Source organism: Streptomyces cyaneofuscatus, from assembly GCF_042718795.1.
GTDB lineage: Bacteria > Actinomycetota > Actinomycetes > Streptomycetales > Streptomycetaceae > Streptomyces > Streptomyces cyaneofuscatus_A.
Map to the genome: position 1 here is coordinate 95,693 of NZ_JBHXOX010000023.1, position 21,733 is coordinate 117,425.

Genomic DNA, 21,733 nt, shown 5'->3' on the forward strand with positions numbered 1-21,733 from the left:
GGCCCTGACCAGCACAAATGACCTTGCAGGGAGGCAGGGAGGCGCCGCAGGTCAGGCCCCCGAAACCCCTCCACGCCCACCCCGACAGGGGGTGCCCAAGCCTCCCTGCCGTATCAGCGGCAGGGATTCCGGATAGCGCCCAACGCGGCGCTCCCGTCGACTCCATCCCCGACCTGTAGAGGAGACCTGCATGACCCACCGACCCTTTTTCGCGGACGGCGGACCCTTCGAGACGTACGGCCGCGACGACACGGGACTCGTGCACCGACTCGGAGCAACCCGGTACGGCTTTCAGGGCACCCCGTTCGGGCTGTGCGGCGCATCCGGACTGACGGAGGTGGCGGACCCCGGAGAGGTCACGTGCCCCACCTGCCTGGCCGCACTCAACCCGCCCCGTTCGTGACATCCCCCTGACCCCACACGCCGAGAGCGGCCCCCTCGTCTCGCCAAAGTCGCGGGGCCGCTCTCGTCCACCCAACTCAACAGTGGAGGCATCCAGCATGACCCACCCCACCCCTATCAGGCGAGTGCCCGGCCACCGGCCGCTGTTACTCGACCTGTTCTGCTGCGCCGGCGGCGCCGCCACCGGCTACCAGCGAGCCGGGTTCGACGTCGTCGGTGTCGACATCGTGGACCGCCCGAACTACCCGTACGAGTTCGTCCGGGCCGACGCTCTCGATCACCTCGCCGCCCTGATCGCGTCCGGGGAGATCGGTCGGTTCGCCGCCGTGCACACCTCGCCGCCGTGCCAGGCCGGATGCGCGCTCACCATCGGCACCAACAAGTCGCGCGGCTGGGGACGTGACCACGTCCAGCTCATCCCCGAACTGCGCACCCTGCTGGACGCCACCGGCCTGCCGTACGTCATCGAGCAGCCCAACGGGAAGGCGCCCGTACGGCGGGACGTGTGGCTGTGCGGGGAGATGTTCGGTCTCGGTGTCCTGCGCCACCGCAACCTCGAGCTGGGCGGCTGGACCATGCCGCAGCCGGCGCACCCGAAGCACCGGGGGTACGTGCGCGGCTACCGCCATGGCGTCTACCGGGACGGGCCCTACGTCGCCCCGTACGGCGCCGGCGGCGGCAAAGCCACCGTCCCCGAGATGCAGACCGCGATGGGCATCACGTGGACCGACGTCCGCGAGGAACTGACCGAGGCCATCCCCCCGGCGTTCTCCGAGCACATCGGCCACGCCCTGCTCACCGCTGTCCGTCCGGCGGGGGTGGCCGCGTGAACGCCCGCCTCCTGGCCGTCACGCTGGAGGCGGCTGAGCGCGGGTGGCATGTCTTCCCGCTCCGCCCCCGCGACAAGCGCCCCGCCCTCCACGGCGAGACCGCCTGCCCCGGCACCGGCGACTGCGCCGGCGGGCACCGGAAGTGGGAGCAGCGGGCCACCACCGACCCCGATCGCATCCGCAAGGCGTGGTCGGCGGGGGCGTTCAACGTCGGTCTGGCCACGGGCCCTTCCGGGTTGGTCGTGGTGGACCTGGACCCGGTCAAGGCGAAGGACCCGAAAGGAACGCCTGACGGCGTGACTGCCCTGCAAGCACTCTGCGAGCGCGCCGGGCAGACCGTCCCCGCCACCTACCGGACCCGGACCGCGAGCGGTGGACACCACCTGTACTTCACCGCCCCCGGCGGGGTCCGGCTCGGCAACAGCGCGGGCAGGCTCGGCACCCACATCGACACCCGCGCCCACGGTGGCTACGTCGTGAGCGCCGGGAGCGTCCTCCCCGGCGGTGCGTACGAGGTGGTCGATCCGACCGCGCCCGTACCGCTCCCGGAATGGCTGTACGCGCTTCTGACGCCCCGTCAGCCCTCCCGGGCATTGACGGCCGCACCTGTGCCGGTTCGGGCCTCTCGGTACGCCGCAGCGGCTCTCAGGGCCGAAACGGCGGCCGTAGCCGGGGCCGGTGAGGGTGTGCGGAACTGGACGCTGGTGAGGGCCGCACGGGCGTTGGGGCGGTTCATCCCGTCCGGCGACCTCGCCCGCAGTGAGGTGGAGCAGGCTCTTAATTCGGCGGGATTGGCGGCCGGGCTCCGGGAGAACGAGTGCCGCAAGGCTGTGGCGAGCGCTCTGAACTGGTCCATCGCCAACAATCCCGGGCGGCCGGCATGACCACCGCCAGGAACCTGCGATTTAAGAGCCTGCCTGTCACCCCGAACAGCCCGCAGGCCGCCAATGCCGCCGCAGCACGGATGACCGGTGGCGGGCCGAAAGGCGTCGCCGAAGGCGTCCGCGTTGCTGTTCTTCCTGACCCGCGCACGGTCACGGTGACCGGCATCCGCCCCGGCCTGACGGTGCGCGGGCTGGGACACAACCAGATCCCCGCCGCCGACTGGCTCTGCGCCTGCGGCCACTACGAACGCGCCCGGGGTCGTGACCGCGTCACCGACCTGACCACCCGCGCCCGCGTCGATCACTGCCCGCACACCGAGCAGCACCGGAGGAACGCCGCATGAACCCCGACCAGCAGTCCAAGGCACCCATCGACGGTGCTGCCCTGCTCGATGAACTGGAGGCGTTCCACCGCCGGTTCAACGTCTTCCCCACCGAGTCCGCCTACGTCGCGGTCGCCCTGTGGGACGCGCACGCCCACCTGATCGACTGCTTCGAGACCACCCCGCGCATCGCGTTCCTCTCCCCGGAACCCGGATCGGGGAAGTCCCGGGCCCTGGAGATCGTGGAAATCCTCACCCCCCGCCCCATGAGCACGGTGTCCGCGTCAGCGAACGCCCTCTACCGGCTGGTCGACTCCGCCGAGGGACTGCCCACCGTCCTGTTCGACGAGGTGGACACCATCTTCGGCCCCAAGGCCGGAGCGGACGAGGCGCTGCGCGGCTTCCTGAACGCCGGATACCGCAGGATCGGCGGGGCCCTGCGCTGCGTCGGAGACGGCTCCAACCAGAACGCCCAGGTCTTCGGCTCCTACTGCGCCGTCGCCATGGCCGGACTCGGCTCGCTCCCCGACACCGTCCTGACCCGCTCCGTCATCATCCGTATGCGGAAGCGGGCCCCCAACGAGAAGGTCGAGTCCTATCGCCAGCGCATCCACGAGAAGCAGGGCCACGCCCTGCGCGACCGGATCGCGAAATGGGCCGACACCGTCCGCGACCAGGTCGCCAACGCCTGGCCCGACATGCCCGAAGGAGTCACCGACCGCCCCGCCGACGTATGGGAACCGCTCCTCGCCGTCGCGGACGCGGCCGGCGGAACCTGGCCCGCCCGCGCCCGCGCCGCCTGCCTGGACCTGATCAACGCCGGACAGGACAACGACGAAGCATCGCTGGGTGTCCGGCTGCTGACCGACCTGCGCGACACCGTGTTCTGCGGCGCCGACCGGGTGCCCACCGCCGTCATCCTCGAAATCCTGCTCCGCATGGACGACGCCCCCTGGGGCGACCTGGACGACAAACCGCTGAACTCCCGCACCCTCGCCAAGCTCCTCGGCCAGTACGTCACCCCGGCCATCAAGCCCATCAAGCCGCGCGGCATCCGCACCCCCTCCGGCACCCCCAAGGGCTACTACGCGGAAGACCTCACGGACGCCTGGACCCGGTACTGCCCCCCGCCCCCCGAGGAATCCGCAACATCCGCCACGTCCGCCACACCGCAGGTCAACGGGGGTGAATCCGTGGCGGATACCGCCACACCCATCCGCCACACGCCTGCGGAATCCGCCACACCGCTCCTCCCGGTCGCGGGCTGACCCCCAACACCACCAGGTGCCGCCACACCCCCGGATGTGGCGGCACCTATCCGCCACACAACCGCCATCCGCCACAAACACAGGCCCCTGACCTGCGATGTGGCGGCGTGGCGGACGTTGCGGATCTGCCAGGACAGAGAAAGCACCCGCCCGCCACACCCAGAGGAGAATCCCGTGGCCACGCCAACCACCTCGCCGCCCGCCCGCCTCCTCCGCGTCGATGTCGCCGCCGAAATCCTGGGGGTCAAACGCTCCACCGCATACGAGGAGATCCGACTCGGACGGTTGCGCACTGTCCAGATTGGCCGCAGTCGGCGCATCCCGACGGAGTACGTCGAGGAGTACATCGACCTCCTCAAGCGCGAATCCAACTGACCAACCAGACCAGCGGGCCCGTCCACTCTCGTGGGCGGGCCCGCTGCATGAAAGGAACTGCCGACGTGGCAACCAGCAAACCCACCCGCAGGGCCGGGCACGGGGAAGACACCATCTACTGGGACCAGGCGAAGAACCGCTACGTGGGGGCGGTCTCCCTCGGCTATGCGCCGAACGGCAAGCGCCTGCGACCCAAGGTTTACGGCAAGACCAAGACGGAGGTCCGCGAAAAGATCCGCGTGCTCAAGAAGGAGGTCGCAGCGGGTGTTCGCACTCCCGCCAACTACACCGTTGAGAGCGCCGTGAATGACTGGCTGGAGCGCGGACTGAAGGGCCGAGACGCTCAGACCGTGGCCAAGAACCGCACACTCGCTGACAAGCATCTGATCCCGTTCGTGGGTAAGGCCAAGCTCAAGGACCTCAGCGCCGACGACGTGGACGATTGGCTCACCGGCCGTGTCGGTGCGCTTTCCACGCGCAGCCTTCGAGACGTGCTCGCAATCCTCCGCCGATCCATCGAACACGCCCAGCGGCGAGACAAGGCCGTGCGCAACGTCGCCCTGCTGGTGACCGCTCCGGAGGGGCGTACCGGCCGGCCAAGCAAGGCGCTTAACCTGGAGCAGGCGAAAGCCGTGCTCGGGGCCGCGCGGGGGAGCCGCCTGTACGCCTACCTGGTGCTGTCACTCCTCGCAGGGGTGCGGACTGAGGAGGCCCGGCCGCTCACCTGGGATCACGTGTACCTGGCCCCCGAGGACGGCATCCCGCCGCACGTCGCCGTGTGGCGGTCTGTGCGCAGGCACGGGGAGACGAAGACGCGCAAGAGTCGCCGGACGATCGCCCTTCCGAAGCAGGTCGTGGATGTGTTGGTCGAACACCTGCGGTGGCAGAAGCAGGAACGCGCCTCTCACGGCATTGAGTGGCGTCCTGACGGCCGGGTGTTCACCACACGGAGCGGGGAGCCGCTGGATGCCGCGAACGTGCGGCGCGACTTCCGCGCCATCGTGAAAAAGGCGGGGCTCGATCCCGAATGGACGCCCAGGGAACTTCGCCACAGTTTCGTGTCCCTGCTCTCCGATCACGGCATTCCGCTGGAGCGCATCGCCATGCTGGTCGGCCACAGCAGTCAGGCGACCACCGAGGCTGTGTACAGGAAGCAGCTTCGGCCGGTGATCACGCAGGGAGCAGAGGCTATGGACGAGATCTTTGCCGAGCGGCATGCGGCACCCATGTCGAAGGCTTGATCAAATCCTTTGGCCCCCTGTTTGGCCCCCCGGAGCACGACAGAGGCCACATACGGATATCCGTATGTGGCCTCTGACCAGCGTCGGGGTGGCGGGATTTGAACCCACGACCTCTTCGTCCCGAACGAAGCGCGCTGCCAAGCTGCGCTACACCCCGATGTCCACCGGTCTCCCGGCGACATCGATTACTTTAGCCCACCTGCGGCCGGAGGCGAAATCCGCTTTCTCCGGCCCCCGGCTCCGCCCCGCCCTTCAGTCCCGCCCCACCAGTGTCAGCAGCGTGACCTCGGGCGGGCAGGCGAAGCGGACCGGGGTGTAGCGGTTGGTGCCGCAGCCCGCGGAGACGTGGAGGTAGGCGCGGTGGTCGCCCGCCGTGTGGGTGGACAGGCCCTTGACCCGGTCGGTGTCCAGGTCGCAGTTGGTGACCAGGGCCCCGTAGAAGGGGATGCACAGCTGGCCACCGTGGGTGTGGCCCGCCAGGATCAGGGGGTAGCCGTCGGCCGTGAAGGCGTCCAGGGAGCGCAGGTACGGGGCGTGGACCACGCCGATGGAGAGGTCGGCGCCGGTTTCCGGGCCGCCCTGGACCTCCGCGTACCGGTCGCGCTTGATGTGCGGGTCGTCCAGGCCCGTGAACGCGATCTCCGTGCCGTCCAGCTTGAGCCGGCCCCGGGTGTTCGTCAGGTTCAGCCAGCCCGCCTCGTCGAAGGCGTCGCGCATCGGCTCCCACGGGTTGTGCACGACGCCGACCGCGGGCTCGTTGCCGTTGAGGCCGTGCTTGCCCTGGACCTTCTCCAGGAGGTAGCGGCCCGGGTTGCGCAGCTTGGGCCCGTAGTAGTCGTTGGAGCCGAAGACGTACACCCCCGGGAACTCCATCAGCGGCCCGAGCGCGTCCAGCACCTCCGGCACCGCCTCCGGGTCGGAGAGGTTGTCGCCGGTGTTCACCACGAAGTCGGGGCGCAGGCCCGCCAGCGACTGGAGCCAGGCGCGCTTCTTGCGCTGGCCGCTCACCATGTGGATGTCGGACACCTGGAGGACGCGCAACGGGCGTGCGCCGTGCGGGAGTACGGGAACGGTGACCCGCCGCAAGCGGAACGAGCGGGCCTCGAATCCGGCGGCGTAGGCGAGGCCGGCGGCGCCGACCGCCGCACCGACTGCCGTGACTTTCAGGGGTACTCCGTAGCGTGCGCGCATCTGTCCATCGTCGCAGACACGGTGCCTGGAGCGGAAAACCGGAGGGCGGCGGGCACCCCGCACCTGTCACAATCACGGCATGACCACGCTCAAGTCCAAGCTCAAGGAAGACCTCCACACGGCCATGAAGGCGCGTGACGAGCTGACCTCGTCCACCCTTCGGCTCACCCTCACCGCGATCACCAAGGAAGAGGTCAGCGGCAAGTCGGCGCGCGAGCTCTCCGACGACGAGGTGCAGAAGGTGATCGCCAAGGAGGCGAAGAAGCGCCGCGAGGCGGCCGAGGCGTTCGCCCAGGGCGGCCGGACCGAGCAGGCGGAGCGGGAGAAGGCGGAGGGCGAGCTGCTGGACGGCTACCTCCCCAAGCAGCTCTCCGACGACGAGCTGAACGCGATCGTGGCGTCCGCCGTCGAGGAGGCGAAGGCCGCCGGGGCCGAGGGGCCGCGCGCCATGGGTGCCGTCATGAAGATCGTCAACCCCAAGGTGGCGGGCCTCGCCGAGGGCGGCCGGGTCGCCGCCGCAGTGAAGAAGCTCCTCGCGGGCTGAGCCCCGTACAGACGTGAAAAAGGGGGGCGCCCCGGTCCGTCGACCGGGGCGCCCCCCCTTCGTGCGAGTCGTGCGAGCAGGTCAGGGGCCGGACCTGCCGCCGCCCTGCTGGTCGCCACCGCCACCGCCGCCGATCAGGCCGCCCGGGAGCTGGATGCCGGGCCGGTTGCCGCCGGGCCTGCCGTCCTCGCGGTCCTCGTCGCCGCCACGGTCACCGTCCTGGTCGCCGTCGCCCTTCTCCTTGTCCCCCTTCTCCTTCGCCCGGGGGACGGAGACGGGGTTGAACGCCGGAGTCTCGGAGGCGTTGAGCGCGCCGGTCATGGCGATCCGCCAGATCGGTCCGGGGAGGCAGCCACCGCAGACCTTGTCGTAGTACTGGCCGCCAATGGTGACGTTGAACATCGAGCTCTTGTCGCCGACGTCGTCACCGACCCACACCGCGGTGGAGAGGTTCGGCGTGTACCCGACGAACCAGGCGTCCTTGCGGTCGTTCGTCGTACCGGTCTTGCCCGCGTTGTCCCGGTCGCTCAGGCCGGCCTGCGTACCGGTGCCGTCCTCGACGACGCCCTTGAGCATCTGGTTGATGGTGTCCGCGGTGTTCTCGCTCATCGCCCGCGAGCACTTCGTCTGCGGGACCTTGAGCTTCTTGCCGTTCGGGTCGGTGATCGACTCGATGGCGATCGGCGTGCAGTACGTGCCCCGGTTGGCGAACCCGGCGTACGCGGCGGCCATGGAGAGCGGGGTGCTCACCTCACTGCCGAGGGTGATCGAGGGGGCTTCCACGATCTTCTTGCCGTCGCCGCGCTCATAGCCGAGCTTCTTCGCCATCTCCACGGTCTCGCAGAGGCCGGCCTTCTGCTCCAGCAGCGCGAAGTAGGTGTTGATGGACTTGCCGAGCGCGCTGGTCATGTCCCAGGAGCCCTTCTCGGACTCCAGCTCGTTCTGCAGGGCCCAGTCCGCGTAGCCCGCCGGGGAGCCGGTGCAGTTCCGGAAGTCCTGCTCCTTGAGGGTCATCTTCCAGTCCGTCGAGAACGACGTCGCCGGGGTGATGCCCTTCTCCAGCGCCGCCGCCGCGGTGAACGGCTTGAACGTGGAGCCGACCTGGAAGCCGTACGTGCTGCCCCCCATCTTGTTGTTGACGGAGAGGTTGAGCATGGTCTCGTTCTGCTTCTGGTCCAGGCCGTACGGGCGGGACTGGCCCATGGAGAGGATCTTGCCGCTGCCCGGCTGCACCTGCACCACGGAGGCCGCGAACTTGTCGTCCTTGTTGACCTTCGCGGTCGCGGCCTCGTTGGCGGCCTGCTGGGCGCGCGGGTCGAGCGTGGTCCTGATGGTGAGCCCGCCGAGGTTCCAGAGCTTGGAGCGCTCCTCGTCGGTCTTGCCGAACGCCGGGTCCGTCAGGATCGTCTTGCGTACGTAGTCGCAGAAGAAGCCGGAGCCGCTGACGGCCGTGATGCAGCCGTTCTGCGGCTTGCGGACCTTCAGCTTGATCGGGGTCGCCATGGCCTTGTCGGCCTCGGCCTGGGTGATGGCACGGGTGGCGGCCATCCGGGTCAGCACGGTGTTACGGCGCTTGGTGGCCTCCTCCGTGTCGTTGACCGGGTCGTAGCGGGTCGGCGACTGGACGATGCCGGCGAGCAGCGCGGCCTCCTCCACCTTCAGGTCCTTGGCGTGCTTGGAGAAGTACCGCTGGGACGCGGCCTCGACGCCGTAGGCCTGCTGGCCGAAGAACGTGATGTTGAGGTAGTTCTCCAGGATCTTCTTCTTGCCGAGCTCTTCCTCGACCTGGATCGCGTACTTCAGCTCGCGGACCTTGCGGCCGAGCGTCTGCTGGGTGGCCTGCGCGACCTTCTCCTGGTCGTCGCCCGCCTCCTCGACGAACACGTTCTTCACGTACTGCTGGGTGAGGGTCGACGCGCCCTGCGCGGTCCCGCCCGTCTGTACGTTGCGGTTCATCGCGCGCAGGATGCCCTTGAGGTCGACCGCCCCGTGCTCGTAGAAGCGGGAGTCCTCGATCGCGATGATCGCGTCCTGCATGTACGGGGAGATGTCCTTGAGCGGGACCACGGTGCGGTCGCGCGAGTAGACCGTCGCGATCGCCCCGCCGTCGCGGTCCAGGATCGTGGTCCGCTGGCTGAGCGGCGGAGTCTTCAGGTTGGAGGGGATCTCGTCGAACCCTTCGACCGTCCCCTTGGCGGCGAGCCCCAACGCTCCGGCTGCGGGCAGCGCGATGCCTGCCAGGACAGCTCCGGAGAGTGCGGCGACACCGAGGAACTTGGCGGCCTGCTGGGTCGTGGTGAGACCCCCGCCCGAGCGCTTCTTTGGCATGAGGGCAGCCTAATCCGTAGTTATGAGCGTTCTGTAGGAACGGGGGCCTCTCGGAGCGTTCGCGTACCAGACCGTGACATCCGGGTGCGGGCGTACTCTCCGACTCCCCGGCGCGTGTGGGCTCCTCGGTGCGTACGGGCATGCGCTCGCGAGCGCGGCGCGGTGCGGAAGACGGCAGGCACGGCGAACGGGCACACCCGCACGAGGCCACCTGAGACGCCTACGTTCTCATTCGCCGGACAGGCGGACAGGCCTTGGCCTAAGCTGCTCTCAACTGTCACAGCAGTCCGGTTCCGTATCAACCCCCCTGCAGCCCCATGCGCCTCTTCCGGTCATTCTTCTCCCGGCCGACGCACAGGTGAATCGCACACCACGGCGCTCCCGAAATCGCCCCGTGTGTCACTGAACGTCCGTTGCCATTCGGGTGTGCTGTCCGGTTTTCGCGGACTTAGTCGCGCATGTCTTTCCCTCACTCCCCTGGGTGATCTGCCGCATACGCATAGTCCGTTCGGACCATTCAAGATTGGGCCCGAAGGGGGTGTTGTGCTGTCCCCACCTTCCGTAACGTCCTCAACTGGCAGCGGTGAATATGCCGCTTCCGCCGTGGGGGAGCCTCGATTCGGGAGAGGACGGCGCCGGCATGGGCTGGGTAACCGACTGGAGTGCGCAGGCAGCCTGCCGCACTACCGATCCGGATGAACTGTTCGTACAAGGGGCAGCGCAGAACAGGGCCAAGGCGGTGTGCACCGGATGCCCGGTGCGGACCGAGTGCCTGGCCGACGCGCTGGACAATCGCGTCGAGTTCGGCGTGTGGGGCGGAATGACGGAGCGGGAGCGCCGCGCACTGCTGCGCCGCCGGCCCACCGTCACGTCCTGGCGCCGCTTGCTGGAGACCGCACGCAGTGAGTACGAGCGGTCCACCGGCATTCTGCCCGCGGTGATCGGGCTGGAGGACGACGAACTGCAGGAGACGTACGCGGCTGTGGGCTAGTGCGCTCGGGCCGTGCGCGGCTGTGGGGTCGGCGCGCTCGGGCCGCTCGGACAGGGCGCTGCGGGAGGTCTACGCCGTTCCCTGCGGGAGGTCTACGCCGTTCCCTGCGGGAGGTCTACGCCGCTCGCTGCCGGAGGTCTACGCCGTTCCGGCCGGAGCCGGGGCGGAACCGGAGGCCAGACGGTCGCCGATGGCTCGCAGTCCGTCCAGGTCGTGCACATCGCCGGGCAGTGCGGCCACCGCGGTCACCAGGACCTCGGGGTGCAGCTCGATGAAGCGGTCGCGGGTGTGCTGTTCGCGCGCGACGACCTGCATGCGCTCGGCGTGCAGACGCAACAGACCTGCCGTCAGTTCGTCGATGTCCACCGGGACTTCGACGGCGTCGGGGGCGTGGGTGTGGGTGTGGGTGTAGGCATGGTCCTGGTCATGTTCTTCGGTGTTCTCGGGGGCGGGATCGGGGTCGGGCTCGGAGTCGGGCTCACGCTCGGGGGAGAGCGGCGTCGTGCCGGCTTCGGGGGCGGTGACCGCAGGGTCGGGGGCCTCCCGGTCACCAAAGCCAGCCTTCCCGGCCGTCTGATCCACAATGCGGGCGTCGTCAAGATTTTCTGCGGCGGCCAGCGCCTGCTCGGCGGAGAGCCGGGCGGCCTCGCTGCCGTGCGCCCGGTTGAGGACGAGACCGGCCAGCGGCATGTCCTCCGCCGCCAGCCGCTCCACGAAGTAGGCGGCCTCGCGCAGCGCGTCCCGCTCCGGGGTCGCGACTACGAGGAAGGCCGTCCCCGGGGCCTGGAGCAGCTTGTACGTGGCGTCCGCGCGGCTGCGGAAGCCGCCGAACATGGTGTCCATCGCGGCGACGAACGTCTGCACGTCCCGCAGGAACTGGCCGCCGAGCAGCTTGCCCAGCGTCCCGGTCATCATCGACATGCCGACATTGAGGAACTTCATCCCGGCCCGGCCGCCCACCTTCGCGGGCGCCATCAGCAGCCGGATGAACTTCCCGTCGAGGAACGAGCCGAGCCGCTTCGGCGCGTCCAGGAAGTCCAGCGCGGAGCGGGAGGGAGGGGTGTCGACGATGATCAGGTCCCACTCGTCGCGCGCCCGCAGTTGCCCGAGCTTCTCCATCGCCATGTACTCCTGCGTACCGGCGAACCCGGCCGACAGGGACTGGTAGAAGGGGTTCTCCAGGATCGCGCGGGCCCTTTCCGCGTCCGCGTGCGCCTCCACGGTCTCGTCGAAGGTCCGCTTCATGTCGAGCATCATGGCGTGGAGTTCGCCCTCGCCCGCGATGCCGTCGACCCGGCGCGGGACGTTGTCGAGCTGGTCGATGCCCATGGACTGCGCGAGCCGGCGGGCCGGGTCGATGGTGAGGACGACGGCCTTCCGGCCGCGCTCGGCCGCCCGTACGCCGAGGGCGGCGGCCGTCGTGGTCTTGCCGACGCCGCCGGACCCGCAGCAGACGATGATCCGGATGCCCGGGTCGTCGAGCAGCGCGTCGGTGTCCAGTCCGGGGGCCGCCCCGAGATCCGGCTCCGGGATGTGGTCCGTGGCCTGAGTCATGCGTCCGCCCCTTCCCCTACGCCCTGTTTACGGAGCTCCGTGGCCAGATCGTGCAGTGCGGCGGGACCGACCCCGTCGCCGACCAGGGGGAGCTCGGCCGTCGGCAGGCCGAGCCCGGCCAGTACGGCGCGCTGCTCGCGCTCCAGGCCGACCCGCTGGGCGTGTTCGGAGGCCTGCTCGATCAGGGGCCGTACGAGGGCGGCGGAGCCGGTCACCCCGGCGCGGGTCAGCGCCTTGGCGATCTCCTTGCGGCGGCCGGTCGCGCCGGTGCGCAGGGTCTCCTCGTCGACCAGGTGCGGGCGCACCATGTTCACGATGACGCGGCCCACGGGGAGGTCGGCGGCGCGCAGTTCGGCGATGCCGTCCGCGGTCTCCTGGACCGGCATCTCCTCCAGCAGGGTCACCAGGTGGACGGCGGTCTGCGGGGACTTCAGGACCCGCATCACGGCCTGGGCCTGGTTGTGTATCGGGCCGATCCTGGCCAGCCCCGCGACCTCGTCGTTGACGTTCAGGAAGCGCGTGATGCGGCCGGTGGGCGGCGCGTCCATGATCACGTAGTCGTAGACGAACCGGCCCTGCTTGTCCTTGCGGCGTACGGCTTCGCAGGCCTTGCCGGTCAGCAGGACGTCCCGGACCCCGGGCGCGATGGTGGTGGCGAAGTCGATCGCGCCGAGCTTCTTGAGCGCCCGGCCCGCGCCGCCGAGTTTGTAGAACATCTGGAGGTAGTCGAGGAGCGCCTGCTCGGCGTCGATCGCCAGCGCGTGCACCTCGCCGCCGCCCGGCGCGACGGCGATTTTCCGCTCCTCATAGGGCAACGCGTCGGCACCGAAGAGCTGCGCGATGCCCTGTCTGCCCTCGACCTCGACCAAGAGGGTGCGCCTGCCCTCGGTCGCGAGGGCGAGCGCGAGGGCGGCGGCGACCGTGGTCTTACCGGTACCGCCCTTGCCGCTGACGACCTGGAACCTGCTCACGTATTCGAGCCTAACCAGTCCGGCCCCGGCCTACGCACGGGACCGTACGTGCCAGGCGTTACAGTCAGGCCCATGACCAAGTGGGAATACGCGACCGTGCCCCTTCTCGTGCACGCGACCAAGCAGATTCTGGACACCTGGGGCGAGGACGGCTGGGAGCTGGTCCAGGTCGTTCCCGGCCCGAACAACCCCGAGCAGCTCGTGGCCTACCTGAAGCGGGAGAAGGGCTAGTGGCGGGCGCCGTCGAGGCTCAGCTCGCCGAGCTCGGCCTGACCCTGCCCGCCGTCGTGCCGCCGCTGGCCTCGTACCAGCCGGCCGTGCAGTCCGGGGTGTACGTGTACACCTCCGGACAGCTCCCGATGGTGGACGGCAAGCTCGCCGTCACCGGCAAGGTCGGCGCCGAGGTCACGCCGGACGAGGCGAAGGAGCTCGCGAAGACCTGCGCGCTCAACGCCCTGGCCGCCGTGAAGTCGGTCGCCGGTGACCTGGACCGGATCAAGCGCGTCGTGAAGGTCGTGGGCTTCGTCGCCTCGGCCTCCGACTTCACCGGGCAGCCCGCCGTGATCAACGGTGCGAGCGAGCTGCTGGGCGCGGTCCTGGGCGACAAGGGGGTGCACGCACGCAGCGCCGTGGGCGTCGCCGTGCTGCCGCTGGACGCCCCGGTCGAGGTCGAGGTCCAGGTCGAGCTCGTCGAGGCCTGAGGACCCCTTCCCGTACGTTTCCGATCCCGCCCGGTCCCCGTGACCGGGCGGGATCGCGTGTGTACGGGGTATGTCGGCCTCCGGGTGGTGATCAGGGAGCCTCTCGAACATCGGCGCGGTTCCGGATAGCCTCCGGCCATGTCCCAAGGTCAGTGGTACCCCCCGGAATGGCCCGAGCGGATCCGGGCGCTCGCCGCCGGTGAGCTGACGGCCGTGGCACCCCGGCGGGCGGCCACCGTGATGCTGCTCCGCGATCCGGGGGCTCAGGGCGCGACGCCGGGCCCTGTGGTGCACATGCTGCGCCGGCGGACCTCCATGGCGTTCGCCGGAGGCGCGTACGCCTATCCGGGTGGCGGCGTCGATCCGCGCGACGACGACCGGCTGATCGGGTGGGCCGGGCCCCCGCTGGAGCACTGGGCCGACCGGCTCGGCGTGGCGACGGTCACCGAGGCGCAGGCCATCGTCTGCGCGGCGGTCCGCGAGACCTTCGAGGAGGCGGGCGTCCTGCTCGCCGGGGAGAGTGCCGGGACGGTGGTCGGCGATACGACCGGGGCCGACTGGGAGGCCGACCGTGAGGCGCTGGTCGCCCGCGATCTGTCCTTCGCGGAGTTCCTGGACCGGCGCGGGCTGCTGCTCCGCTCGGACCTGCTGGGCGCCTGGGCCCGCTGGATCACCCCGGAGTTCGAACCGAGGCGGTACGACACCTGGTTCTTCGTCGCCGCACTCCCTGAGGGGCAGCGCACCCGGGCCGTCTCCACGGAGGCGGACCGTACGGAGTGGATCGCCCCGGCGGACGCGGCCCGCCGCTACGACCTGGGCGAGCTGCTGATGATGCCGCCCACCGTGTCGACGCTGCGGGCCCTGACGCCGTTCAGGACGGCCGCCGAGGCGCTCGGGGCGGCGGAGGCCCAGGACATGACTCCCGTACTCGCGCAGGCCCGCCTGGAGGGGGATGAGCTGGTGCTGAGCTGGCCGGGACACGACGAGTTCACCAAGCACGTGCCCACGGTGGGCGAGGGCTCCAGGGCCGGCGAGAGCTCCTCGGCGGGCGAGACCGGAGGTGCCTCGTGAGCGACGCAGCCGCCCTGCCGGGACAGCCGCGCGGAATCGTGGCCTCCGGGCCCGCGACCGCCCGTACGGTCAACGTCCTCGCGCCGAACCCGTCCGCGATGACGCTCGACGGCACGAACACCTGGATCGTCGCCGAGCCCGGCTCGGATCTCGCCGTCGTCATCGACCCGGGGCCCCTCGACGACGTACACCTGAGGGCCGTGATCGACGCGGTGGAGCGGTCCGGGCGCCGCGTGGCCCTTACTTTGCTCACGCACGGCCACCCCGATCACGCGGAGGGCGCGGGGCGGTTCGCCGAGCTGACGCGGTCGAATGTACGGGCCCTGGATCCGGCCCTGCGGCTGGGGGACGAGGGCCTCGGGGCGGGCGATGTGATCACCACCGGCGGCCTGGAGCTGCGGGTGGTCCCGACGCCGGGCCACACCGCCGACTCGCTCTCGTTCCATCTGCCCGCCGACCGGGCGGTGCTGACGGGCGACACGATCCTCGGCCGCGGTACGACGGTGGTCGCGCACCCGGACGGGCGGCTCGGCGACTACCTGGACTCGCTGCGGCGGCTGCGCTCGCTGACGGTCGACGACGGCGTGCACACGGTGATGCCGGGCCACGGGCCGGTCCTGGAGGACGCGCAGGGGGCCGTGGAGTTCTATCTGGCCCACCGCGCGCACCGGCTGGCCCAGGTCGAGACGGCGGTGGAGGCGGGGCACCGTACGCCGTCGGAGGTGGTGGCCCGGGTCTACGCCGACGTGGACCGCTCCCTGTGGCCGGCCGCCGAACTGTCGGTACGGGCCCAGCTGGAGTACCTCGCGGGCCACGGGCTCATCTAGGGCGGCCGTGTGAACGTACTGAGGCCCCGCGCCCGCCGGAGTGCATCCGGTCGGCGCGGGGCCCTTTCCGTTCAGCAGGTCACATCACCAGGTCAGCGCGAACGCTTCGCGAGGCGCTCCACGTCCAGCAGGATGACCGCGCGGGCCTCCAGCCGCAGCCAGCCGCGGCCCGCGAAGTCCGCGAGGGCCTTGTTGACCGTCTCGCGGGAGGCGCCGACCAACTGGGCCAGCTCCTCCTGGGTGAGGTCGTGCACGACGTGGATGCCTTCCTCCGACTGCACGCCGAAGCGGCGCGACAGGTCCAGGAGGGCGCGGGCGACACGGCCCGGCACATCGGAGAAGACCAGGTCGGACATCTGGTCGTTGGTCTTGCGCAGGCGCCGGGCGACCGCGCGCAGCAGCGCGGTGGCGACCTCGGGCCGGGCGTTGAGCCAGGGCTGCAGGTCGCCGTGGCCGAGGCCGAGGAGCTTGACCTCGGTCAGCGCGGAGGCGGTCGCCGTACGCGGGCCGGGGTCGAAGAGCGAGAGCTCACCGATCAGCTCGCCGGGACCGAGCACGGCCAGCATGTTCTCGCGCCCGTCGGGCGAGGTGCGGTGGAGCTTCACCTTGCCCTCGGTGACCACGTACAGGCGGTCACCCTGGTCGCCCTCGTGGAAAAGCGCGTCGCCGCGCGCGAGGGTCACCTCACTCATCGAGGCGCGGAGCTCCGCGGCCTGCTCATCATCGAGCGCCGCGAAAAGCGGGGCGCGCCGCAGAACGTCGTCCACGAGTTCTCTCCTTGTCGGCCTGTTCAGGGAACCGTGGTCCCCATCATGCCGGACGGTAAAACAGTGCGATCAATCACAAACCAGTTTGACGCACGGGCGTGCCGGTCCCTACGGCAGGGGGCCGATCGGGGGTGGATACGCGGTGACCGGGGCGGTTGTCAGTGGCTGGCTCTAGGCTGGCCGGGTGTCCAGAATGCCGGGGAGTACACGGGCCGAGGGGGCTGATGGGGTGCCGGAAAGGCGTGATTCCGCTGTGGGCGAACACCCCTCGGTTCGCCCGGAGAGTGCCGCAAATGGCTCCCTGGGAGGGCCGGGGACGCCGGCCTCGACGTCGGCCAGGAGGTCCGCAGTGACATCGTCAGAGCCCGGAACGACACCGCCCAAGGCCTCGAAGGCGACCACGGCGTCCAGGACGTCCACGGCGGCGAAGACCGCCAAGGCAACCAAGGCGCCGAAGACTCCCAAGGCCCCCGAGGCGCCGAAGACCCTCAAGGCCCCCAAGATCCCCAAGGGCGAGTCGCACCTCGCGCTGGTCCGCCGCGCCCGCCGGATCAACCGCGAGCTCGCCGAGGTCTATCCGTACGCCCACCCCGAGCTGGACTTCCGCAACCCCTTCGAGCTGCTGGTCGCCACGGTCCTCTCCGCCCAGACCACCGACCTGAGGGTCAACCAGACCACCCCCGCGCTCTTCGCCGCCTATCCGACGCCCGAGGACATGGCGGCGGCCAATCCGGAGGAGATGGAGGAGCTGATCCGGCCGACCGGCTTCTTCCGGGCCAAGACCAGGTCCCTCCTCGGCCTCTCCGCCGCGCTGAGGGATGACTTCGGCGGCGAGGTCCCCGGCCGCCTGGAGGATCTGGTCAAGCTCCCCGGCGTCGGCCGCAAGACCGCCAACGTGGTGCTGGGCAACGCCTATGGGGTCCCCGGCATCACCGTGGACACGCACTTCGGCCGTCTGGTCCGGCGCTGGAAGTGGACGGACGAGGAGGACCCGGTGAAGGTCGAGGCGGTGATCGCCGACATCTTCCCGAAGAGCGAGTGGACGATGCTCTCGCACCGGGTGATCTTCCACGGCCGCCGCATCTGCCACGCCCGGAAACCGGCCTGCGGCGCCTGCCCCATCGCGCCGCTCTGTCCTTCGTACGGTGAGGGCGAGACCGACCCCGAGAAGGCCAGGAAGCTGCTGAAGTACGAGATGGGCGGCTATCCGGGCCAGCGGCTCAGCCCGCCCCCCGACTTCCCGGGCAAGCCCGCTCCCGCGCTCGGAGCCGTATGAGGGAGTGCCGCAGTGAGTGCCTCCCGATGAACCATGACGAACCATGACGAACGACGAAGAACCACGGAACGGCTCGGAACGAAATGGCCGACGACAGGCGTTGTGAAACCAGGGGAACGAGGGGGGTGCCGATGACGCACACGCATACGCGCACGGACGCAGACGCCGAAGTAGAGGTAGACGCAGACGCGGACACCCGTGCGGCGCTCGACCGCGCGGCGCTCGACGTGACCACCGCGGGCCTGCCCGCCTGGCTCGACCCCGTGGCCCAGGCCGCCCGCAGCGTCCGCCCGCAGCAGCTCAGCCGCTTCCTGCCGCCCGAGAGCGGGGCGGGCAGGCAGTCCGCCGTCCTGATCCTCTTCGGCGAAGGGGCGCGCGGACCCGAGCTGCTGCTGATGGAGCGCGCCGGCACCCTGCGCTCGCACCCCGGCCAGCCGTCGTTCCCCGGCGGCTCCCTCGACCCCGACGACGGCGACCAGGCCACCACCGGGCCGCTGCGCGCCGCGTTGCGCGAGGCCGAGGAGGAGACCGGCCTCGACCCCCGGGGCGTCCAGCTCTTCGGCGTGCTGCCCCGGCTGTACATCCCCGTCAGCAGCTTCGTCGTGACGCCCGTGCTCGGCTGGTGGCGTGCGCCCAGCCCGGTCGGCGTGGTCGATCCGGCCGAGACGGCCCGGGTCTTCACCGTCCCCGTGGCGGATCTCACGGACCCGGCCAACCGGGCCACGGCCGTCCACCCCAGCGGCCACAGCGGCCCGGCCTTCCTGGTCGAATCGGCCCTGGTCTGGGGATTCACCGCCGGAGTGATCGACCGGATCGTGCACTACGCGGGCTGGGAGCGCCCGTGGGACCGGGCCAGAGAGGTGCCGCTCGACTGGCGCGCATGACACGCTGGCTGTCCTGCTGCGCTGTACCGGGCCCGGCCCGGACCCCGTCACCCCCGACGGGCCAGGTGACGAAACTGCGAGGCTATCGACGGTGAACGTGCTGGACATCCTGCTGCTGCTCGCCGCCGTATGGTTCGCGGTCATCGGCTACCGACAGGGTTTCGTCGTCGGCATCCTGTCGGTGATCGGCTTCCTCGGGGGCGGTCTCGTCGCCGTCTATCTGCTGCCGATCATCTGGGACCGGGTGACCGAGGGGGCCGAGGTCTCCACCGCCACCGCCATCGGCGCGGTCGTCATCGTCATCGTCTGCGCCTCGATCGGCCAGGCCTTCACCACCCACCTGGGCAACAAGCTCCGCCGACACATCACCTGGTCGCCCGCCCGCGCGCTGGACGCCACCGGAGGCGCCCTGGTCAATGTGGTGGCCATGCTGCTGGTCGCCTGGCTGATCGCCCTGCCGCTGGCCCGTACCTCGCTGCCGACCCTCGGCAAGGAGGTCCGCAACTCCTCGGTCCTCCTCGGCATCTCCCGGGTGATGCCCCAACAGCCGCCGCCCTGGTTCCAGGACTTCTCCTCCGTCCTCGCGCAGAACGGCTTCCCGCAGGTCTTCAGCCCCTTCGCCAACGAGCCGATCACCGAGGTCAAGCCCCCGGACCCGGCCCTGGTGGGCAGCCCGGTCGCCGCCCGCGCCAAGAAGTCGATCGTCAAGGTCGTCGGTACGGCCCCGAGCTGCGGCAAGGTCCTCGAAGGCACGGGCTTCGTCTTCTCCGACCGCCGGGTGATGACCAACGCCCACGTCGTCGGCGGCGTCAGCGAGCCGACCGTCCAGATCGGCGGCGAGGGCCGGCTCTACGACGCCAAGGTGGTCCTCTACGACTGGCAGCGCGACATCGCGGTCCTGGACGTCCCCGACCTCAGGGCCACGCCTCTGGAGTTCACGAGCGACGACGCCCGGACCGGCGACAGCGCGATCGTCGCCGGCTTCCCGGAGAACGGCGCCTACGACGTGCGCTCCGCCCGCGTCCGCGCCCGTATCGACGCCAACGGCCCCGACATCTACCAGCGGGGCACCGTCCTGCGCGACGTCTACTCCCTCTACGCGACCGTGCGCCAGGGCAACTCGGGCGGCCCGCTGCTCACCCCGGACGGCAAGGTGTACGGGGTGGTGTTCGCCAAGTCGCTCGACGACCCGGACACCGGGTACGCGCTGACGGCCGACGAGATCCGTGAGGACATCGAGATCGGCCGCACGGCCAACCAGCAGGTCGACAGTCAGGGCTGCGCCCTCTAGCCAGGGCTGCGCGCTCCAGCCGGGACCGCGCGCTCAGAGCCTGAGGCCGTCATGAACCTGAAGGACCCCCGCCGGTCGGCACACGCGGATCGGCGGGGGCGAGGTTGTCAGGAGACGGAGATACCGGAGAGATCAGCTACGGGGGTGGCGCAGCCGCGCCGAGACCCAGCGGGCCCGACGGCGGAGGATGCGCGAGATCCCGAGGCGGTGATTCCCGAGCCGGTGATTCCCGAGCCGATAATGATGAAGGTCCTGCACATCGTGCACCCGGCCCAGGGGGCCGCCCCCCTCATGAGTGCTCGCACCTGCTGTCGCGGTGGAGCGGCGGTTGCGTGCTTCGTCAGTGAAGTCGTGCGTCCAGCCCATACCCCGACGTCTGCCCGTGACCCAAGGTCGGTAATCGTGCGCGCGTCAGCCAATTGGCTTATGCGGCAGGCAAGTGGCTGTTCGTCGTACGGCTGTGCCCCCGGCGGGTGCGCGGCTACCGGTCGGGCTCAGGATCCTTGAGCCAGTTGATGAGTTCGGTGGAGAAGGCGATCGGATCCTCCTCGTGGGGGAAGTGGCCGACACCGTCGAAAAGTCGCCACCGGTAGGGCGCCTCGACATACTCGCCGGACCCCGCCGAACTCCGGGTCCGGACCGCCGGATCGAGTGATCCGTGCAGGTGCAGGGTGGGCACGCGCACGGGCCGCTTCATCCGCCGGTTGAACTGGACCCCGTCCGGACGCGCCATCGAGCGGACCATCCAGCGGTACGGCTCGATCGAGCAGTGCGCCGTCGAGGGGATGCTCATGGCCCGCCGGTAGACGGCCAGGGTCTCCTCGTCGGGGAACTCCGGTGTGCGGGGCCCGGCCCAGTCCTGGACCAGCCGGCCCACCAGGGCGGCGTCGTCCGCGACGAGCTGACGCTCCGGCAGCCAGGGGCGCTGGAAGCCCCAGATGTACGAGCCCGCCCGCGACTGCGAGAAGTCCGACAGCATCGAGGAGCGCCAGCGGCGCGGGTGCGGCATGGAGGAGACGGCGAGCCGACGCACCAGCTTGGGCCGCATCACGGCGGCCGTCCAGGCGAGGTAGCCGCCCAGGTCATGGCCGACCAGGGCCGCGTCCGGCTCGCCGAGGGAGCGGATCACCCCGGTGACGTCGAGGGCCAGGTTGGCGGGGTCGTAACCGCGCGGCGTGCGGTCGCTGCCGCCCACCCCGCGCAGGTCCATCGCGACGGCCCGGAAGCCCGCGTCCGCGAGCGCGGGGAGCTGGTGGCGCCAGGTCCACCAGAACTGCGGGAACCCGTGCAGCAGGAGGACCAGCGGCCCCTCGCCCATCTCGGCGATGTGGAACCGTGCCCCGTTGGCCGCCACGTCGCGGTGGGTCCAGGGGCCGTCGAGCCGTACGGGGCCTCCGGCGCCGGCCGGGCTCGCCGAGCCCGCCGGACCGGATGCGCTGGAATCGGGGACCGTCATGTGGACGAGCGTGCCACAGCGGAGGCCTTGTCCTTGCCCGCCGGCAGGGCCTCCACGCCCGTACCGGCCGCGAGGCTGGAGCCGGAGCGCCTGAGGATCGCGTCGGCCTCGATGGCCGGACGCGGGTGCGGCTTCGCCTTCTGCAGGACGGCGGCGGTCTGCTTGGCGGAGGCGATGGACTTCTCCGGCGGCTTGATCTTCTTGAACTTCCGCAGGCCGATGAAGCCGATCAGGGCGGCCAGCAGGATGAAGGCGCCGGCCACGATCAGGAACGACCACGCCAGGCCGAGACCCAGGTTGTGGATCCCGTACGCGGCCGCGAAGCTCAGCATCGGCATCGTGAACAGGAGCAGCACCCCCGCCGCGATGAACGCCGCGCTGCCGATCGCCCCGCGCTTGACGTCCTGGCGCACCTCCGCCTTCGCCAGGGCGATCTCGTCGTGCACCAGCGCGGACATCTCGGCCGTCGCCGCGGCGACCAGTTGCCCGATGCTGCGGTCCGCACTGCCCACGTAGTTGCCGGGGTCGCTCATCCCTGACTCCCTCTCCGTCTTCGAC

24 protein-coding genes and 1 tRNA gene are annotated in these 21,733 nt (G+C 70.4%); 16 read left to right on the forward strand and 9 right to left on the reverse strand.

The genetic code is table 11. The annotated features are described in order from the left end of the window. Positions 1-190: 190 nt before the first annotated feature. The 7 genes from ACFWRT_RS25520 to ACFWRT_RS25550 all read left to right on the forward strand — a co-directional run bounded on the left by ACFWRT_RS25520 (position 191) and on the right by ACFWRT_RS25550 (position 5,323). Positions 191-403, forward strand: coding sequence for a hypothetical protein (locus tag ACFWRT_RS25520; protein WP_380952074.1), 213 nt, complete (start codon positions 191-193; stop codon positions 401-403). A gap of 97 nt (positions 404-500) precedes the next feature. Next, positions 501-1,232: a DNA cytosine methyltransferase gene (locus tag ACFWRT_RS25525; RefSeq protein ID WP_380952075.1), complete on the forward strand. Its 732-nt coding sequence runs from the start codon at positions 501-503 to the stop codon at positions 1,230-1,232. Continuing rightward, positions 1,229-2,116 (forward strand): bifunctional DNA primase/polymerase, encoded by an 888-nt coding sequence (locus tag ACFWRT_RS25530; protein ID WP_380952076.1) that lies wholly within the window; start codon positions 1,229-1,231, stop codon positions 2,114-2,116. Before ACFWRT_RS25525 ends, ACFWRT_RS25530 begins: the two co-directional genes overlap by 4 nt. Further along, complete coding sequence (locus tag ACFWRT_RS25535; RefSeq protein ID WP_380952077.1) at positions 2,113-2,460, forward strand: hypothetical protein; 348 nt, start codon at positions 2,113-2,115, stop codon at positions 2,458-2,460. Before ACFWRT_RS25530 ends, ACFWRT_RS25535 begins: the two co-directional genes overlap by 4 nt. Continuing rightward, positions 2,457-3,707 carry a DUF3631 domain-containing protein gene (locus ACFWRT_RS25540; protein ID WP_380952078.1) on the forward strand — a complete coding sequence of 417 codons (1,251 nt, stop codon included), beginning with the start codon at positions 2,457-2,459 and terminating at the stop codon, positions 3,705-3,707. The genes ACFWRT_RS25535 and ACFWRT_RS25540 overlap by 4 nt, the downstream gene beginning before the upstream one ends. A gap of 174 nt (positions 3,708-3,881) precedes the next feature. Continuing rightward, positions 3,882-4,082, forward strand: a complete 201-nt coding sequence (locus tag ACFWRT_RS25545) for a helix-turn-helix domain-containing protein (RefSeq protein WP_216322753.1) — start codon at positions 3,882-3,884, stop codon at positions 4,080-4,082. A gap of 65 nt (positions 4,083-4,147) precedes the next feature. Further along, positions 4,148-5,323 (forward strand): site-specific integrase, encoded by a 1,176-nt coding sequence (locus ACFWRT_RS25550; protein ID WP_380952079.1) that lies wholly within the window; start codon positions 4,148-4,150, stop codon positions 5,321-5,323. Positions 5,324-5,406: 83 nt separating this feature from the next. On the opposite strand, the gene ACFWRT_RS25555 is transcribed toward ACFWRT_RS25550, so the two are convergent. Together ACFWRT_RS25555 and ACFWRT_RS25560 are read right to left on the reverse strand one after the other, a co-directional pair. Beyond that, positions 5,407-5,480: transfer RNA gene (locus ACFWRT_RS25555), tRNA-Pro, on the reverse strand. A gap of 95 nt (positions 5,481-5,575) precedes the next feature. Further along, complete coding sequence (locus tag ACFWRT_RS25560) at positions 5,576-6,514, reverse strand: metallophosphoesterase (RefSeq protein WP_128846526.1); 939 nt, start codon at positions 6,512-6,514, stop codon at positions 5,576-5,578. 79 nt (positions 6,515-6,593) lie between these two features. On the opposite strand from ACFWRT_RS25560, the gene ACFWRT_RS25565 reads away from it, so the two are divergent. Then, positions 6,594-7,058 carry a GatB/YqeY domain-containing protein gene (locus ACFWRT_RS25565; RefSeq protein WP_018514200.1) on the forward strand — a complete coding sequence of 155 codons (465 nt, stop codon included), beginning with the start codon at positions 6,594-6,596 and terminating at the stop codon, positions 7,056-7,058. A gap of 81 nt (positions 7,059-7,139) precedes the next feature. Here ACFWRT_RS25565 and ACFWRT_RS25570 read toward each other — a convergent pair whose 3' ends face one another. Next, positions 7,140-9,386, reverse strand: coding sequence for a transglycosylase domain-containing protein (locus tag ACFWRT_RS25570; protein ID WP_380952080.1), 2,247 nt, complete (start codon positions 9,384-9,386; stop codon positions 7,140-7,142). A gap of 640 nt (positions 9,387-10,026) precedes the next feature. Between ACFWRT_RS25570 and ACFWRT_RS25575 the strand changes: the two genes are divergently transcribed. Further along, positions 10,027-10,377 carry a WhiB family transcriptional regulator gene (locus ACFWRT_RS25575; RefSeq protein WP_380952081.1) on the forward strand — a complete coding sequence of 117 codons (351 nt, stop codon included), beginning with the start codon at positions 10,027-10,029 and terminating at the stop codon, positions 10,375-10,377. A 138-nt stretch (positions 10,378-10,515) separates the two neighbouring features. Here ACFWRT_RS25575 and ACFWRT_RS25580 read toward each other — a convergent pair whose 3' ends face one another. Then, complete coding sequence (locus ACFWRT_RS25580) at positions 10,516-11,931, reverse strand: ArsA family ATPase (protein ID WP_380952082.1); 1,416 nt, start codon at positions 11,929-11,931, stop codon at positions 10,516-10,518. Then, a complete protein-coding gene (locus ACFWRT_RS25585; protein ID WP_380952083.1) occupies positions 11,928-12,902 on the reverse strand; it encodes an ArsA family ATPase in 975 nt (324 codons plus the stop codon). The genes ACFWRT_RS25580 and ACFWRT_RS25585 overlap by 4 nt, the downstream gene beginning before the upstream one ends. A 72-nt stretch (positions 12,903-12,974) precedes the next feature. On the opposite strand from ACFWRT_RS25585, the gene ACFWRT_RS25590 reads away from it, so the two are divergent. From ACFWRT_RS25590 to ACFWRT_RS25605, 4 genes are all read left to right on the forward strand, one after another. Next, positions 12,975-13,133, forward strand: a complete 159-nt coding sequence (locus tag ACFWRT_RS25590) for a DUF4177 domain-containing protein (RefSeq protein WP_019888269.1) — start codon at positions 12,975-12,977, stop codon at positions 13,131-13,133. Next, on the forward strand, positions 13,133-13,603 hold the full coding sequence (locus tag ACFWRT_RS25595) for a RidA family protein (protein WP_018489474.1): 471 nt from the start codon (positions 13,133-13,135) through the stop codon (positions 13,601-13,603). The genes ACFWRT_RS25590 and ACFWRT_RS25595 overlap by 1 nt, the downstream gene beginning before the upstream one ends. Positions 13,604-13,741: 138 nt before the next feature. Further along, positions 13,742-14,674: an NUDIX hydrolase gene (locus ACFWRT_RS25600; RefSeq protein ID WP_380952084.1), complete on the forward strand. Its 933-nt coding sequence runs from the start codon at positions 13,742-13,744 to the stop codon at positions 14,672-14,674. After that, positions 14,671-15,501, forward strand: a complete 831-nt coding sequence (locus ACFWRT_RS25605) for an MBL fold metallo-hydrolase (protein ID WP_380952085.1) — start codon at positions 14,671-14,673, stop codon at positions 15,499-15,501. Before ACFWRT_RS25600 ends, ACFWRT_RS25605 begins: the two co-directional genes overlap by 4 nt. 92 nt (positions 15,502-15,593) lie before the next feature. Here ACFWRT_RS25605 and ACFWRT_RS25610 read toward each other — a convergent pair whose 3' ends face one another. Next, entirely contained in the window at positions 15,594-16,268 is a 675-nt protein-coding gene (locus tag ACFWRT_RS25610) for a Crp/Fnr family transcriptional regulator (protein WP_003967450.1), read from the reverse strand. A gap of 349 nt (positions 16,269-16,617) precedes the next feature. Between ACFWRT_RS25610 and nth the strand changes: the two genes are divergently transcribed. From nth to ACFWRT_RS25625, 3 genes are all read left to right on the forward strand, one after another. After that, positions 16,618-17,544, forward strand: a complete 927-nt coding sequence (gene nth / locus ACFWRT_RS25615) for an endonuclease III (protein WP_380952086.1) — start codon at positions 16,618-16,620, stop codon at positions 17,542-17,544. Positions 17,545-17,675: 131 nt separating this feature from the next. Next, positions 17,676-18,428 (forward strand): NUDIX hydrolase, encoded by a 753-nt coding sequence (locus ACFWRT_RS25620; protein WP_380952087.1) that lies wholly within the window; start codon positions 17,676-17,678, stop codon positions 18,426-18,428. 91 nt (positions 18,429-18,519) lie between these two features. Beyond that, entirely contained in the window at positions 18,520-19,719 is a 1,200-nt protein-coding gene (locus ACFWRT_RS25625) for a MarP family serine protease (protein ID WP_380952088.1), read from the forward strand. A gap of 132 nt (positions 19,720-19,851) precedes the next feature. Here ACFWRT_RS25625 and ACFWRT_RS25630 read toward each other — a convergent pair whose 3' ends face one another. From ACFWRT_RS25630 to ACFWRT_RS25640, 3 genes are all read right to left on the reverse strand, one after another. Continuing rightward, positions 19,852-20,085: a hypothetical protein gene (locus ACFWRT_RS25630; RefSeq protein WP_380952089.1), complete on the reverse strand. Its 234-nt coding sequence runs from the start codon at positions 20,083-20,085 to the stop codon at positions 19,852-19,854. Positions 20,086-20,200: 115 nt separating this feature from the next. Continuing rightward, positions 20,201-21,175, reverse strand: a complete 975-nt coding sequence (locus ACFWRT_RS25635; protein WP_380952090.1) for an alpha/beta fold hydrolase — start codon at positions 21,173-21,175, stop codon at positions 20,201-20,203. Further along, positions 21,172-21,708, reverse strand: coding sequence for a phage holin family protein (locus tag ACFWRT_RS25640; protein WP_018514211.1), 537 nt, complete (start codon positions 21,706-21,708; stop codon positions 21,172-21,174). Before ACFWRT_RS25640 ends, ACFWRT_RS25635 begins: the two co-directional genes overlap by 4 nt. Positions 21,709-21,733: the final 25 nt, after the last annotated feature.

What these genes read in the sequence shown, in the direction of transcription:
- ACFWRT_RS25520 (WP_380952074.1), top strand. Translation starts at nt 191, where the DNA reads ATGACCCACCGACCCTTTTTCGCGGACGGCGGACCCTTCGAGACGTAC.
- ACFWRT_RS25525 (WP_380952075.1), top strand. Translation starts at nt 501, where the DNA reads ATGACCCACCCCACCCCTATCAGGCGAGTGCCCGGCCACCGGCCGCTG.
- ACFWRT_RS25535 (WP_380952077.1), top strand. Translation starts at nt 2,113, where the DNA reads ATGACCACCGCCAGGAACCTGCGATTTAAGAGCCTGCCTGTCACCCCG.
- ACFWRT_RS25540 (WP_380952078.1), top strand. Translation starts at nt 2,457, where the DNA reads ATGAACCCCGACCAGCAGTCCAAGGCACCCATCGACGGTGCTGCCCTG.
- ACFWRT_RS25560 (WP_128846526.1), bottom strand. Translation starts at nt 6,514, where the DNA reads ATGCGCGCACGCTACGGAGTACCCCTGAAAGTCACGGCAGTCGGTGCG.
- ACFWRT_RS25565 (WP_018514200.1), top strand. Translation starts at nt 6,594, where the DNA reads ATGACCACGCTCAAGTCCAAGCTCAAGGAAGACCTCCACACGGCCATG.
- ACFWRT_RS25570 (WP_380952080.1), bottom strand. Translation starts at nt 9,386, where the DNA reads ATGCCAAAGAAGCGCTCGGGCGGGGGTCTCACCACGACCCAGCAGGCC.
- ACFWRT_RS25575 (WP_380952081.1), top strand. Translation starts at nt 10,027, where the DNA reads ATGGGCTGGGTAACCGACTGGAGTGCGCAGGCAGCCTGCCGCACTACC.
- ACFWRT_RS25580 (WP_380952082.1), bottom strand. Translation starts at nt 11,931, where the DNA reads ATGACTCAGGCCACGGACCACATCCCGGAGCCGGATCTCGGGGCGGCC.
- ACFWRT_RS25590 (WP_019888269.1), top strand. Translation starts at nt 12,975, where the DNA reads ATGACCAAGTGGGAATACGCGACCGTGCCCCTTCTCGTGCACGCGACC.
- ACFWRT_RS25600 (WP_380952084.1), top strand. Translation starts at nt 13,742, where the DNA reads ATGTCCCAAGGTCAGTGGTACCCCCCGGAATGGCCCGAGCGGATCCGG.
- ACFWRT_RS25620 (WP_380952087.1), top strand. Translation starts at nt 17,676, where the DNA reads ATGACGCACACGCATACGCGCACGGACGCAGACGCCGAAGTAGAGGTA.
- ACFWRT_RS25630 (WP_380952089.1), bottom strand. Translation starts at nt 20,085, where the DNA reads ATGGGCTGGACGCACGACTTCACTGACGAAGCACGCAACCGCCGCTCC.
- ACFWRT_RS25635 (WP_380952090.1), bottom strand. Translation starts at nt 21,175, where the DNA reads ATGACGGTCCCCGATTCCAGCGCATCCGGTCCGGCGGGCTCGGCGAGC.
- ACFWRT_RS25640 (WP_018514211.1), bottom strand. Translation starts at nt 21,708, where the DNA reads ATGAGCGACCCCGGCAACTACGTGGGCAGTGCGGACCGCAGCATCGGG.